Annotated in this window: 14 protein-coding genes; 7 read left to right on the top strand and 7 right to left on the bottom strand. The window is 69.6% G+C overall.

The features are described 5' to 3' along the window. Nucleotides 1-202: 202 nt before the first annotated feature. The 3 genes from ACE3Q8_RS21965 to ACE3Q8_RS21955 form a co-directional block, all read right to left on the bottom strand. Entirely contained in the window at nucleotides 203-2626 is a 2424-nt protein-coding gene (locus tag ACE3Q8_RS21965) for a TonB-dependent receptor plug domain-containing protein (protein WP_374472891.1), read from the bottom strand. A gap of 133 nt (nucleotides 2627-2759) precedes the next feature. Continuing rightward, the gene (locus tag ACE3Q8_RS21960) at nucleotides 2760-3011 is read right to left on the bottom strand and encodes a hypothetical protein (RefSeq protein ID WP_374472889.1); all 252 of its coding nucleotides are present in this window, start codon (nucleotides 3009-3011) and stop codon (nucleotides 2760-2762) included. After that, on the bottom strand, nucleotides 3008-3223 hold the full coding sequence (locus ACE3Q8_RS21955; protein ID WP_374472888.1) for a hypothetical protein: 216 nt from the start codon (nucleotides 3221-3223) through the stop codon (nucleotides 3008-3010). The genes ACE3Q8_RS21960 and ACE3Q8_RS21955 overlap by 4 nt, the downstream gene beginning before the upstream one ends. Nucleotides 3224-3376: 153 nt before the next feature. On the opposite strand from ACE3Q8_RS21955, the gene ACE3Q8_RS21950 reads away from it, so the two are divergent. Beyond that, nucleotides 3377-3658, top strand: coding sequence for a hypothetical protein (locus ACE3Q8_RS21950; RefSeq protein ID WP_374472886.1), 282 nt, complete (start codon nucleotides 3377-3379; stop codon nucleotides 3656-3658). Between the two features lie 69 nt (nucleotides 3659-3727). Here the strand turns inward: ACE3Q8_RS21950 and ACE3Q8_RS21945 are convergent, their stop codons facing one another. Then, nucleotides 3728-4876 carry a YihY/virulence factor BrkB family protein gene (locus tag ACE3Q8_RS21945; RefSeq protein WP_374472885.1) on the bottom strand — a complete coding sequence of 383 codons (1149 nt, stop codon included), beginning with the start codon at nucleotides 4874-4876 and terminating at the stop codon, nucleotides 3728-3730. A 54-nt stretch (nucleotides 4877-4930) separates the two neighbouring features. Then, the gene (locus ACE3Q8_RS21940; RefSeq protein WP_374472883.1) at nucleotides 4931-6811 is read right to left on the bottom strand and encodes an ABC-F family ATP-binding cassette domain-containing protein; all 1881 of its coding nucleotides are present in this window, start codon (nucleotides 6809-6811) and stop codon (nucleotides 4931-4933) included. A 230-nt stretch (nucleotides 6812-7041) separates the two neighbouring features. On the opposite strand from ACE3Q8_RS21940, the gene ndk reads away from it, so the two are divergent. Continuing rightward, the gene (gene ndk / locus ACE3Q8_RS21935; RefSeq protein ID WP_374472881.1) at nucleotides 7042-7461 is read left to right on the top strand and encodes a nucleoside-diphosphate kinase; all 420 of its coding nucleotides are present in this window, start codon (nucleotides 7042-7044) and stop codon (nucleotides 7459-7461) included. A 68-nt stretch (nucleotides 7462-7529) separates the two neighbouring features. Further along, complete coding sequence (locus ACE3Q8_RS21930; protein WP_374472879.1) at nucleotides 7530-7883, top strand: DUF6481 family protein; 354 nt, start codon at nucleotides 7530-7532, stop codon at nucleotides 7881-7883. On the opposite strand, the gene ACE3Q8_RS21925 is transcribed toward ACE3Q8_RS21930, so the two are convergent. Next, nucleotides 7880-8092, bottom strand: coding sequence for a hypothetical protein (locus tag ACE3Q8_RS21925; protein WP_374472878.1), 213 nt, complete (start codon nucleotides 8090-8092; stop codon nucleotides 7880-7882). The two genes, ACE3Q8_RS21930 and ACE3Q8_RS21925, sit on opposite strands and share 4 nt — an antisense overlap. 274 nt (nucleotides 8093-8366) lie before the next feature. On the opposite strand from ACE3Q8_RS21925, the gene ACE3Q8_RS21920 reads away from it, so the two are divergent. The 4 genes from ACE3Q8_RS21920 to otsA all read left to right on the top strand — a co-directional run bounded on the left by ACE3Q8_RS21920 (nucleotide 8367) and on the right by otsA (nucleotide 11664). After that, entirely contained in the window at nucleotides 8367-9002 is a 636-nt protein-coding gene (locus ACE3Q8_RS21920) for a DsbA family protein (protein ID WP_374472877.1), read from the top strand. 198 nt (nucleotides 9003-9200) lie between these two features. After that, nucleotides 9201-9818, top strand: a complete 618-nt coding sequence (locus tag ACE3Q8_RS21915) for an ATP-dependent Clp protease proteolytic subunit (RefSeq protein ID WP_374472876.1) — start codon at nucleotides 9201-9203, stop codon at nucleotides 9816-9818. 284 nt (nucleotides 9819-10102) lie between these two features. Continuing rightward, on the top strand, nucleotides 10103-10261 hold the full coding sequence (locus tag ACE3Q8_RS21910) for a hypothetical protein (protein ID WP_374472874.1): 159 nt from the start codon (nucleotides 10103-10105) through the stop codon (nucleotides 10259-10261). 11 nt (nucleotides 10262-10272) lie between these two features. Beyond that, on the top strand, nucleotides 10273-11664 hold the full coding sequence (otsA, locus tag ACE3Q8_RS21905; RefSeq protein WP_374472892.1) for an alpha,alpha-trehalose-phosphate synthase (UDP-forming): 1392 nt from the start codon (nucleotides 10273-10275) through the stop codon (nucleotides 11662-11664). Here the strand turns inward: otsA and ACE3Q8_RS21900 are convergent. Then, entirely contained in the window at nucleotides 11661-12311 is a 651-nt protein-coding gene (locus ACE3Q8_RS21900) for an HAD-IB family hydrolase (protein ID WP_374472872.1), read from the bottom strand. The two genes, otsA and ACE3Q8_RS21900, sit on opposite strands and share 4 nt — an antisense overlap. Between the last annotated feature and the right edge of the window lie 26 nt (nucleotides 12312-12337).

Here is a 12337-nt window from a genome sequence, read left to right as displayed (position 1 = left end):
CCGCCCAGGTCGATGGCTGGCGCCGGGTCACGGATGCCGTGCATGCGGCGGGGGGGCGCCACCCAATCACCCCCACTGGCCTCGGGCCCCCTAAGGAACCCACCGGAGCCCCCCGGGGACCACCCGGGGCCCCCCCGGCCCCAACCCGGCGGGGGCGGGGCCCGCACGCCCCCCCCCGCCGATGTTCCGTCTGAGCGGTCGCTTACCAGGTCACGCTCAGGCGGCCGTAGAGGAACCGGCCGTTGAAGCCGAACGGCGAGTAGCCGGGGAAGCCGATGGAGCCCGTCGGCGTGTTGACGAAGCCCGGGGTGTAGTTCGGGTACTCGTCCAGCACGTTGTTGGCGCCCACCGCGAAGGTGACGTTGTCCAGCACCTCCCAGCGCCCTTCCAGGTCGACCAGGGCGGCGTCGCCGGTGGTCTGGTCGGACCCGAGCGCGTTCTGCGGCAGCAGCACGCTGTCGTACGCCGTCATGCGGACCGTGGCGCCCAGGGGGCCGCGGCTCCAGTCGCCGGACAGCACCAGCTTCCGCTCCGGCGTGCCCTTCTCGAAGGTCAGCCGCGCCTGCCGGTCGAACAGGAAGGTCGGCTGGGGCAGGTCGGTGATCGTCGGCAGGCCCGGCGTCTTGGTGATGTTGGTGTAGTTGAGGTTCAAGGCCGCTGTCAGGTCGAGGCGGCTGTCGCCGAGCTCGAGCCGGTAGCGCGCCACCGCGTCCACGCCCTTGGTGGTGGTGTCCACGCCATTGATGAAGAAGCGCGCCGCGCTGATGCCGAACGGCTGCAGGATGGCGCGGATCGCCGCCGCCGTGGCCGCTGGCGTGTTGTTGTTCGGCAGGTTCTCCGACAGGACGATCCGGTTCTCGATCTCGATCTGGTAGGCGTCCACCGTCAGTTCGAACGGCCCGCGGCGATAGACCAGGCCCAGCGAGTAGTTGATCGAGGTCTCGGGCTCGAGCGGCTGTGCGCCTAGCGCCCGGGCGACCGGGCTCGACACAGGGAAGGTGCCCACCTCGATGAGCTGGAAGGTGTTGCCGACCAGGGTGTTGTTGGTCGAGGTGTAGGTGAAGAACTGCTGCTGCAGGGCCGGGGCCTTGAAGCCGGAGGACACCGAGCCGCGGAGCGCGATGTTCTCGTTGAGGTCCCAGCGGGCGGAGAGCTTGCCGGTCGTCTTCGACCCGAAGTCCGAGTAGTCCTCGTAGCGGACCGCCGCGTCGAAGCCGAGGGCTTCGGTAAGCTGGCCTTCCACGTCCAGGTAGGCGCTCCAGTTGTGCCGGTTCACGTCGGTGGCGTTCGACGGCCGGAAGCCGCCGAAGCCCTGCGAGAGCCCCGCCTTCGACGGATCAGGCCCTTGGGTGTAGGAGAGAGGCTCGCCGGCGCCGATCTCGAAGCCCTCGCGGCGGTATTCGAGGCCCGCCGCGACGTTCAGCGGCCGCACGAGGCCGACCTCGAAGCCGCGCGACAGGTTCAGGTTCACGAGCGTCTGGTCGTAGGCCAGCGAGCCCGCGTAGAAGTCCCGCGGCGAGCTTGCGCCGAACGACGCGTTGATCGAGTTGACGGTGTAGTAGTCCAGCTCGTTGCGGCCGTAGCTGACGCCTAGGTCGGTCCGCCAGCCGGCGACCTCGCCGCGCACGCCGCCCTGGACGTTGTAGTCGACGATGTCGGTGTCGATCTTCGGCAGGAAGCCGCCCGGATAGACCGACGGGATGTTGTTGGCGTTGTTGTAGGCCCGGGCGGTGGCCGCGGCGCTGGTGTCGCGGCGCTGGTAGCCCGCGTAACCGTAGGCTTCCCAGGTCTCGTTCAGCGGCAGGCCGGCATTGGCGTAGACCGACCAGCTGCGCAGTTCGGGGTCGCCGTAGCGGCCGAGCACGATCGGCCGGCCGTAGGCGGGCAGGGCGGCGGCGTTGGCGAAGTCGGACCGGTTGGTCGCCTTGCGCATCAGGTACTCGCCGGACACCGTCAGGAAGCCTTCGTCGCCCAACGGCAGGCCCTGCCACAGCGCGACGGATTGGGTGAGCCCGTCGTTGACGTCTCGCTCGCCGCGCGAGGTCTTCACCGTCGTGTCGTGGATCCCGTAGTTCAGCACCGCGCCGCCGCCCTGGCGGGCTTCGCGCAGGCGGATGTTGATCACCCCGGCGATGGCGTCGGAGCCGTACTGGGCGGCCGCGCCCTCACGCAGCACTTCCACCTGCTGCACCGCGATGGTCGGGATGGTGTTCAGGTCGAAGGCCGAGGCCCCGCGGCCGATCGAGGTGTTGACGTTGATCAGCGCCGAGGTGTGGCCCCGCATGCCGTTGATCAGCACCAGGGTCTGGTCAGGCTGCAGGCCGCGCAGCGTGGCCGGGCGGACGTGGTCCGACCCGTCGGTGATCGCCGGGCGGGGGAAGTTCACGGCCGGCGTCAGGTTGGCCAGCGCCTGGGCAAGCTCGGCCCCGTTCCCCTGACGAGCGAGGACGTCGCCCTGAAGCACATCGACGGGCGACAGGCTCTCCAGCCGCGAGCGGCCCTCGGTCCGCGTGCCGGTGACGACCAGCTCCTCGACCTCGGCGTTGGCGGTCGTCTGCGCGGCGGCGGCGCCGGCCCAGAGCGTCGCTGCCGAGGCGGCGGCGAACAGTGTTGCGCGGAAATTCATCAACTATCCCCTTGGTTTGCCGACTGATGCGGCAGGTGGCCAAGCTACGGTGAGCCGGCGAACGCCGAAATGACATTTCTGCAACAGCGTCAGGAATGGCGCAGGCGGCCGGGCGCGATGGTGTCGCACCGGCTCACGGCGCCACGAGGCGGGAGCCCCAGCGCATCCGCCGGCAGCCGGGGCAGGGCCACTGGACAAGGTGGGCGATGGCCGCGATCGCGGTCTGTCGGTCGCCGAGCCGGCGTGCCTGCAGGCGTTCCACGATCCGCGCTGGCCGGTAGGTGCGAGACCAGGTGCAGGAACCGCAGACGAGCTCCAGCCGGCTCCCCGGATAGCGTTCGTGCGCCGCGAGGGGCGCGCCCTGGTCGAGGGGCAGGGGCCTCACGAGCGCGGCGGCCGCAGGGCGAAGAAGTCGGGCTCGCCGGTGAAGTGGTAGGCGGCGGTGTTCAGGGCTTTTTTGACCGCGTCGAGCACCAGGTAGTCTGGCCCGAACGGCCGGCATTGGCTCTGCAGTCGCACCAGGCTGGCATGGAGTGGCCGGAGCGTCTCGAACGCCTCCTTGGCCTGGGGGACGCCTGTGTACCGTACGCGAACCACGGGAAACTCCTGAACTGCGGAGGCGAACAAAAGCAGAACGGCGACGGCGCGGCGACTCCGTGAGAGATGTGTTTTTGAAGCTCATGCAACTGGGCGTGGCGGCAACCGCACCGCGTCTCGCGGGTTACGGCGAAGACAACAAAGGAGCGCTCGATGCCCGATAAGCAAACCGACGACGCCGCCAAGCGCGCCTTCACCCACGGCTCCAGCGGATCCACCGCCGACATGGCCGTCGACGGCGACCGCCTGCCGGAGAACCGCGCGATCGAAACCCCGCACGCCCGCCAAGCCGAACGGCTCTCGGACGACGAGAAGTTCGACCAGCTCGCCGACAAGGAGGCCACCGCCGAGGACCGTCAGGAAGCGCTGCTCGACGAGGCGGTGGAGGAGACCTTCCCCGGCTCCGACCCGATCAGCCCCAAGCACATCACCTGATCACCCCAGATTAGCTGATGCGGAGAGACGGCCGGGCGCCCGCCCGGCCGTCTTGTTTTGTGCGCTTCCCTAGCCGCCCTGCTTCGCGCCCACCGTGTCGGCCATGACCGCGCCCCGGGCGCCCAGCGGCTTCTCCGGGCCCACCGTGGTATCGCGGGCGGTCTGGTGCTCGATCTCGGAGTTCAACTCCGCGCCAAGCAGGATCACCTGGCTGGAGACGTAGATCCACATCATGAAGCCGATCGCCGCGCCCAGCGAGCCGTAGGTCTTTTCGTAGTTGGCGAAGTTGGCGACGTAGATCGAGAAGGCGGCCGACACGGCGACCCACAGCACGATGGCCGCGGCGCTGCCCCAGGTCAGCCACTTCCACTTGGCGCGGTGTCGGCTCGGCCCGAACCGATAGAGCACGGCAAGGCCGGCGGCCAGGGCGAGCAGAAGAGCGGGCCAGGTGATGACCCGGAACATGGCCGCTGCGGACCCCCCCACGATGCGCTCGATGGCGGGCGGCGCGGCGATCACCGCGATGGCGCAGGCGCCGAACAGCAGAAAGCCGAGGGTGAAGGCCAGCGACACCAGGATCATCTTGATGAAGCCGCGCTTCTCGTGCTCGTCGTAGGCGATGTTGAGGGCGGTGATCATCGCCTTCATCGCCCCGTTGGCGCTCCAGAGCGACAGCAGCAGGCCGCCGATGAAGGCGAGCGAGAGGCCGCTGTCGCTGGCCTGGGCGATCCGCAGCATCTGCTCGCCCACGAACCGCAGCACGTCGGCCGGCAGCACCACCGACAGCGCCTGCAGGTGCTCCTGGGCCTGGCCCACGTCGGCGAAGAGGCCGTAGAGCGCGACGAACGAGCCGATCCCCGGGAACAGCGCGAGCAGGGAGTAGAAGGTCACGCCGGCGGCCACCAGCGGGATCTGGTCGTTCTGGAACTCCTTGCCCGTGCGCAGGACGATATCCTTCCAGCCCTTGGCGGGGATCTCCTGCGGCGCGTTCGCCTGCCGTCCGCGGGCCGCGTCGTTGATCTCGGCGGGATCGGTGGCGTTGTGAGCGGGCGCCGGACGGTCGTTCAGGCCCTCGGACGGGGCGCGGCGGGGCGGAGGCGGCGCGGGACGCGCCGTTCCCGCGCGCCGACGGTCCGGTCGCGGACCCGCGCGCCGCGGCATCAGCGCGACCCCCGCCAGGACCAGCCATGGGGCCATTTTCCGAAAGTTGTTCGCCATTTGCCGCCAGCTCCTCTCGACCGGCAGCAACCGGCGAGCGGCGCGGCGGTTCCGTCACCCGGCAGACAGCTTCAGCGCCTCGTAGGCCTCCTGCGCTTCCAACCACTCGAACTCCGCGGCCTCCACCGCCGCCTGAGCCTGCTCGCGGCGACGGCCGAGCTCGGCGGCCTTCTGCGGATCGCGGGTGAAGATCGCCGGGTCCAGCAGGGCCTTGTCGATCACGGCCAGCGCCTCGCTTGCCCGCGAGAGCGCCGCCTCGGCCGCCTCGGCGCGGCGGCGCGCCGGGCCTGTGGGCGTCTTCGGCCGAGGCGCGGCCGGCGGCGGGGGAGGCGGCGCCTCGGCTTTCACCTGGGTCGGTGCGCGTGCGGCGACGCGGGCCCGGTCGAGCACGAAACGGGCGTAGTCCTCCATGTCGCCGTCGAACGGCTGGATGGTCCCGTCGGCCGCGAGCCATAGCCGGTCGGCCACCAGCTCCATCAGCGAGCGATCGTGGGTGATCAGGATCACCGCCCCCTCGTAGTCGTTCAGCGCGTCCAGGAGAGCGCGCCGGCTGTCGATGTCGAGGTGGTTCGTCGGTTCGTCTAGGATCAGGAGGTGCGGCGCCTCCATGGCGACCAGGTTGAGCAGCAGCCGGGCCCGCTCACCGCCCGACAGGCTGGCGATGCGCGTCTCCACCTTCTCGTGGTTGAAGCCGAACTGCGCCAGGACCGAGCGGCGCCGCGCCTCGGTCGCTTCGGGCAGGGCGCGCCGGATGATCTCCAGCGGGGTGTCGGTCGGGTCCAGCGCCTCGATCTGGTGCTGGTGGAACCAGCCCACCTTCAGGCGCTGGCTGCGCGTCAGCTTGCCGGCTTGCACGTCGAGCGCGCCCGCGACGAGCTTGGCGAAGGTCGACTTGCCCGCGCCGTTGACGCCGAGCAGGCCGATCCGGTCGTCGATGTCGAGCCGCAGGTTCAGCTTCCTGAGGATCGGCGGGCCGCCGTAGCCCACCTGGGCGTCCTCCAGCCGGAGGATCGGCGGCGGCAGGGGCCGCTCAGGGGAGGGCAGCAGGAACGGAGCGACGTGCTCCTCCACCACCGCGGCCACCGGGGGAAGCTTGGCGATCATCTTCAGGCGCGACTGGGCCTGGGTGGCCTTGGACGCCTTGGCGCGGAAGCGGTCGACGAACGACTGCAGGTGCGCCCGCCGCGCCTCGATCTTGGCGCGGGTGGACTCCTGAAGGCGCAGCTTCTCGGCGAGCTGGTTCTCGAAGGCGTCGTAGCCGCCGGCGTAGAGCTCGAGCTTGCCGTCCTTCAGGTGGAGGATGTGGTCCACCGAGTTGTTCAGCAGCTCGCGATCGTGGCTGATGACCATAGCGCTGTGCGGGTACTTGCGCAGGCGCGCCTCGAGCCACAGGGCGCCTTCCAGGTCGAGGTAGTTGGTCGGCTCGTCCAGCAGCAGCAGGTCGGGCTCGGCGAACAGGGCCGCGGCCAGGGCCACCCGCATCCGCCAGCCGCCGGAGAACTCGGCCATGGGGCGCGCAAGATCGGCGTTGGAGAAGCCAAGGCCCGCCAGGATCTCGGCGGCCCGCGAGGGCGCGCGATCGGCGTCGATCTCGATCAGCCGGTTGTAGATCTCGCCCATTTCCTCGGGCGGCGCGGTCTCCAGCCGCGCGAGCAGGGTGGCGCGCTCCACGTCGGCGGCGAGCACGGTGTCGAGCAGCGGCACGGGCGTCGCCGGATGCTCCTGGTCCACCGAGCCGATTCGCGCCGCCTTGGGCAGGTTGATCTCGCCCGACCCCAGGACGAGCTGGCCCAGGATCAGCTTGAAGAGCGTGGACTTGCCCACGCCGTTGCGGCCCACGAGGCCGACCTTGGCGTCCTTCGGCAGGTTGGCGGAGGCGTCGTCGAAGAAGCGACGGCCCCAGGCGTCGAAGACGAGGTTCTGGATCTGAAGCATGGCGGGAAACGGACAGGAGTTGCGGGCGCGGACCAGCGCCTCGCCGGATCGCGATGTGGAAGAGCCAGGTCTTTGAGAGGAAGACCGCGCCGCCGCCTGGCCGGGCGCGCTCTTAGCAGACGCGGGGCGCCTTGGCGAGCCGGGGCCGACCCGCTATAGAGCCGGCCACTTTCGCGGGCGCTCTGCCCCCGCGGCCTTCCCCATCAAGTCGAAAGACCAAGACCAACACCATGACCGAACGCACCTTCTCGATCATCAAGCCGGACGCCACGCGGCGTAACCTGACCGGCAAGGTCAACGCGGTGATCGAGGACGCAGGCCTGCGCGTCGTCGCCCAGAAGCGCATCCGCATGAGCCGCCAGCAGGCCGAGAAGTTCTACGAGGTGCACAAGGAGCGTCCCTTCTTCGGCGAGCTCGTCGAGTTCATGACCTCCGCTCCGGTCGTCGTGCAGGTCCTGGAGGGCGACAACGCCGTGGCCCGCTACCGCGAAGTCATGGGCGCCACCAACCCGGCCCAGGCCGCGGACGGCACCATCCGCAAGCTCTATGCGGAAAGCGTCGGCGAGAACTCCGTCCACGGCTCGGACAGCCTGGACAACGCCAAGATCGAGATCGCCCAGTTCTTCACCGACGATGAAATCGTCGGCTGAGCCGGCAACCCGTTGCGGTCCGCGGGGTTCTCCCCGCGGACCTGAGTGACCCCACCTAGAAAGTACCGATGCGAGAGATGAAGATCGGGGGCTTCAGCGAACGGCTGGAGGCCCAGGCTGCGGCGCGGAAGGCGCTGCTGGAGAAGTTCAAGCCCAAGCCGACCGTGCGCGCCGAGGGCCAGTTCGAGACCCGCGCCCAGCGTAAGGCTCGCGAGCTGGAAGAAGTTCGCGCCAAGCGTGCGGCTGAGAAAGAAGCGGCGCGCATCGCCGCCGAGGAAGCCGAGCAGGCCCGCCAGGAGGCGATGGCCAACGACGAAGAGCTGCAGCTTCAGTTGAAGCGCGACGAGCGCAAGGCCCGCAAGGCCCAGGCCAAGGCGGAGGCCCGCGCCAAGCGCGAGGCCAAGGCGGCGCAGCGGCGCTAGTCGTCGTCCCCGCCGCTCACGCGGCGGGACATCTCGCCGTAGTAGCCCTGGATCAGGAGCTCCACGACCTCGCCGCGCGTCTCCGCGTCGAAGGCGAGATCCTTGGCCATCTGGATCGCGGCCGAGCGCGAGAGGCCGCGCTCCATGGCCGCCCCGTCGCAAAAGACAGTCCAGTCCCCATCCTTAAGGGTGACCGCGTATTGGACCATTCAACTCAACCCTCGCGATAAAGCTTCAGCGTACGAACTGCGCCGAAGTTCCCGGAGAACCGCGCCAACTGAGCCGCCGGACCTCCGAAAACCGCAGTATTGGTCGGCAATTCCGGCGCGAAAGCAATCCTTTAGAGGTTAACGTTCCGGCGGTTCGTGGAACCGGTTTGTCACATGACAGTCGCTCGCCTGTCGGGCGTATCTTCCAAGCCATTCCCGCGTGACCCCGGCGCGGTTCGCTGCGATCCTGCGGGCGCGCCGCAGGAGGCCCGCGATGGACGGTCCGCACCTCATCTACTTCGCCGATCCCATGTGTTCCTGGTGCTACGGCTTCTCGCCGGCCATCGAGGAGATCCGCCGCGCCTTCGGCCGCGGCCTGCCGGTCCGGCTCGTGATGGGCGGGCTGCGGCCGGGCACGGAGGAGCCGATGACGCTGGCCGCCCGGACCGAGGTCACCACGCACTGGCGACACGTGCATGACGCCACCGGCCTGCCGTTCGACGAGGCCGTGTTGCGCGAGGGTTTCGTCTACGACACCGATCCGGCGGCCCGCGCCGTGGTGGTGGTGCGCCGCGCCGACCCGGAACAGGCGCTGACCTATCTGGGCCGCGTGCAGCGGGCCTTCTACGCCGAGGGGCGCGACGTCACCGACGGCGACGTGCTGGCCGACCTCGCGGCGGAACTCGGGCTCGACCGCGACGGCTTCCTGGCGCAGTGGACCGCCGAGGACGCGGGCCAGGAGACATGGCGCGACTACGCGATTTCGCAGCGCGCTGGCGTCACCGGCTTCCCGACCCTGGTCGCCGGTCCCAACGAGGCGGGCGCGTTCGGGGTGGTCACCCGCGGATATGCGCCGCCTGACCAGGTGGTGGCGGTGCTGCGCGAGTGGCTCGAGCGGACCGCCGCCTGATCCGTGGCAACGAACCGGTGACGCTTGTGGGCGTTAGGTTCGGGAGTTCTCCGGGGTAGGGTGTTCGTCCGGCCGAGAGAGGTCGCGCGGCGTTTCAGCGCCGCCGCCACCTTGCGGCGCGGGGCCGGGCGCGCGATATCGGAGGGGACGCGGGTGACGGCAGCCCGCAACGAGCTTCCAAGAAGGACTTCATTGCCTATGCGTGACCCCGTCACCACCGCGCTCGGCCTCGTGCCGATGGTCGTCGAGCAGACGAGCCGCGGCGAGCGCGCCTACGACATCTTCTCCCGCCTGCTGAAGGACCGCATCGTGTTCCTGGCCGGCCCGGTCGAGGACGGCATGGCCAGCCTGATCTGCGCCCAGCTCCTCCACCTCGAGGCGGAGAACCCGAAGAAAGAGATCCAGATGTACATCAACTCGCCTGGCGGGGTGGTGACGTCCGGTCTCGCGATCTACGACACCATGCAGTACATCAAGAGCCCGGTGATCACGCTTTGCCTCGGCATGGCGGCCTCCATGGGTTCGTTCCTGCTGATGGCCGGCGAGAAGGGCCAGCGGATCGCCCTGCCGAATTCGCGGATCATGGTGCACCAGCCGTCGGGCGGCTTCTCCGGCAAGGCGTCGGACATCGAGCGCCACGCCGAGGATATCATCAAGACCAAGCGCCGGCTGAACGAGCTCTACGCCAAGCACACCGGCCGCACGGTCCAGGAGGTCGAGGACACCCTGGACCGCGACTACTTCATGACCGCCGAGGAGGCCCGGGACTGGGGCCTGGTCGACCACGTCTGGGAAAAGCGCGACACCGAGGATTGAGCCTCGTCGCCGCGCGATCGAGATGGGCCCCCGCCGGCGACGGCGGGGGCTTTTTCGTGCCTGACGCCTGGCCTTCAGGTGAGTAGATGCTCACGTGAAGTTCAGGCCGACAGGCATTGGACGGGCTTCCGGCGCAGTCTATCTGAACCTCGATGCCCAACAGTGACGCTCCCGCCGAACAATGTGATCGTTTCGCGACCGTGATGGTCGTACGCAGGTCGGACGACGTCCCCGATCCACTTGTGGAACGACTGACGGATGCCGGCCTCAACGTCCTAGGACCTGTGGATACTGCCGCCCGGGCGCTGACCCTGGTCGCGCAGACCCACGCCGACCTCGCCTTTGTCGCGCCTGAGCTCGCCGGGCGGCGCGACGGCTTCGAGCTTGCCCGCACCCTGGAGGACACCTGGGGCGTTCCGGTCGTGATGCTGGCCGCAGGGTGAGGACCGCGCCGCTGGGACGCCTGATCGTCATCTCCAATCGCGTCAGCCCGCCGGGCGACGAGACCGGCGCCAGCGTCGGCGGCCTCGCCATGGCGTTGTCGGCCGCGCTGCGCGAGCACAATGGCGTCTGGTTCGGCTGGAGCGGCCGCACGACGGAAACCTTCACCGGTCAGCTCAGCTTCCAGCGCGGCGGCGGGGTGACCGTGGCCACCGTCGATCTGGAGGACCAGGACCGGCAGGAGTACTACAACGGCTACGCCAACAGGACGCTGTGGCCGCTGTTCCACTACAGGATCGACCTGTCGGCCTACGAGCGCTCGTTCGACGAGGGCTATGCGCGGGTGAACGCCCGCTTCGCCGACACCGTCCGGCCGCTGGTCGAGCCGCAGGACTTCATCTGGGTCCACGACTACCACCTGATCCCGATGGGCCGGGAGCTCCGCCGGCGCGGGGTCGGCAACCGGATCGGCTTCTTCCTGCACATCCCGTGGCCAGCGCGGCGGCTGTTCACAACCCTCCCGAACCATCGCGAGCTGGTCGAGGCGCTGTTCGACTACGACCTCGTGGGCTTCCAGAGCGAGGACGCGCTCAGCGCCTTCCACGACTATGTGACCCAGGAGGCCGGCGGGACGGTGGACGCGGACGGCCAAGCCACCGCGTTCGGCCGCACCATCCAGCTCGGCGCCTTCCCGATCGGCCTGGATGCGGAGACGTTCATGGAGGCCGCCGAGGGCGAGGTGGCGCGCGGCTGGCGCGAGCGGATGCAGAAGAGCCTGGCCGGTCGCCGCATGATCGTCGGGGTCGACCGGCTCGACTACTCCAAAGGGCTGGAGGAGCGTTTCCTGGCTTACGAGGAATATCTCGCCCGCACGCCCGCGGCCCACGAGCAGGTGTTCCTGCTCCAGGTCGCCACCCCCAGCCGCGACGAGGTGCCCGCCTATCAGGAGATCCGCGCGCGACTGGATGGGGTCAGCGGCCGGATCAACGGGGCGTTCGCCACCGCCGACTGGGTGCCGATCCGCTACGTGAACCGCAGCTACCGCCGCGACGAGCTGGCGGGCATCTACCGCGCCGGCGCCATCGGCCTGGTGACGCCGCTCCGGGACGGCATGAACCTGGTGGCCAAGGAGTACGTGGCCGCGCAGGATCCCGAGGACCCGGGCGTGCTGATCCTCTCGCAGTTCGCCGGCGCCGCCGAGCAGATGGCCGAGGCGCTCGTCGTCAATCCGTTCAGCCGCGAGGATGTGTCCGACGCCATCCGCAGGGGCCTCGAGATGCCGCGCGCCGAACGCGTCCGCCGCTGGGAGGCGCTGATGGACGGGGTCCGCACCCACGATGTGGTCGCCTGGCGCGACGCCTTCGTGGCGGCCCTGCTGGCGCGGCCGGAGCGTGCGGCCGGCTAGGGCCGGCCGGTGAACACGCGGAAGCCCTTGATCTCGGCCATGGCCAGCATCTCGGTGTCGCCGCTGGTGTCGCCGTAGGCCGCCTTGAGGCGCACGTCCTTGCCGAACACCTCCTGGAGCCGCACGACCTTCTCCGGCCCCCGGCAGTTCGGCCCGGAGAAGGCGCCCAGCACCCGGTTCTGCGGATCGTACGAGAGCTGCGTGCCCAACACCGCGTCCGCGCCCAGGTCATGGCCGAAGGGCCCCACCACGATGTCCGGCGAGGCGGTGACGATCACCAGCCGCACGGGCTCGCCGCGCCACCGTCGCCAGGTTTCCAGGGCGTCCGGTCGGAACAGCCGGGCCGCGTGGGTCTCGGCGAACCGCCGGGCGTCCGCCGCCAGCGTGTCGTGCGGGACACCGCGGAGGAATTCCTTCACCGCGGCGGCCTTTATCCGGCCACGGTCGCGGTGGAACAGGTACAGGACGGCCGCAGGCACGAGTCGTGCAAGGCCGAGCGCATAGCGTGCCGGCCCGGCACGCCACTTCAGGAAGGCCGTGAAGCTGTCCTCGACCGTCAGCGTGCCGTCGAAATCGAAGGCGACGACCGGCAGATCGCCGTCGCCCGTTTCGTCGCGGGACAGGGCCTCACTGAACTCTTGTGCCATTTCGGCGGGTATCCCATTTAGGAGCG

Source organism: Phenylobacterium sp. (assembly GCF_041913825.1).
Classification (GTDB): domain Bacteria; phylum Pseudomonadota; class Alphaproteobacteria; order Caulobacterales; family Caulobacteraceae; genus Phenylobacterium.
This window is presented reverse-complemented; position numbering and strand designations above follow the sequence as displayed.

Coding starts and splice junctions, on each gene's coding strand:
- ACE3Q8_RS21965 (WP_374472891.1), bottom strand. CDS start 2,626: ATGAATTTCCGCGCAACACTGTTCGCCGCCGCCTCGGCAGCGACGCTC.
- ACE3Q8_RS21950 (WP_374472886.1), top strand. CDS start 3,377: ATGCCCGATAAGCAAACCGACGACGCCGCCAAGCGCGCCTTCACCCAC.
- ACE3Q8_RS21945 (WP_374472885.1), bottom strand. CDS start 4,876: ATGGCGAACAACTTTCGGAAAATGGCCCCATGGCTGGTCCTGGCGGGG.
- ACE3Q8_RS21940 (WP_374472883.1), bottom strand. CDS start 6,811: ATGCTTCAGATCCAGAACCTCGTCTTCGACGCCTGGGGCCGTCGCTTC.
- ndk (WP_374472881.1), top strand. CDS start 7,042: ATGACCGAACGCACCTTCTCGATCATCAAGCCGGACGCCACGCGGCGT.
- ACE3Q8_RS21930 (WP_374472879.1), top strand. CDS start 7,530: ATGCGAGAGATGAAGATCGGGGGCTTCAGCGAACGGCTGGAGGCCCAG.
- ACE3Q8_RS21925 (WP_374472878.1), bottom strand. CDS start 8,092: ATGGTCCAATACGCGGTCACCCTTAAGGATGGGGACTGGACTGTCTTT.
- ACE3Q8_RS21920 (WP_374472877.1), top strand. CDS start 8,367: ATGGACGGTCCGCACCTCATCTACTTCGCCGATCCCATGTGTTCCTGG.
- ACE3Q8_RS21915 (WP_374472876.1), top strand. CDS start 9,201: ATGCGTGACCCCGTCACCACCGCGCTCGGCCTCGTGCCGATGGTCGTC.
- ACE3Q8_RS21900 (WP_374472872.1), bottom strand. CDS start 12,311: ATGGCACAAGAGTTCAGTGAGGCCCTGTCCCGCGACGAAACGGGCGAC.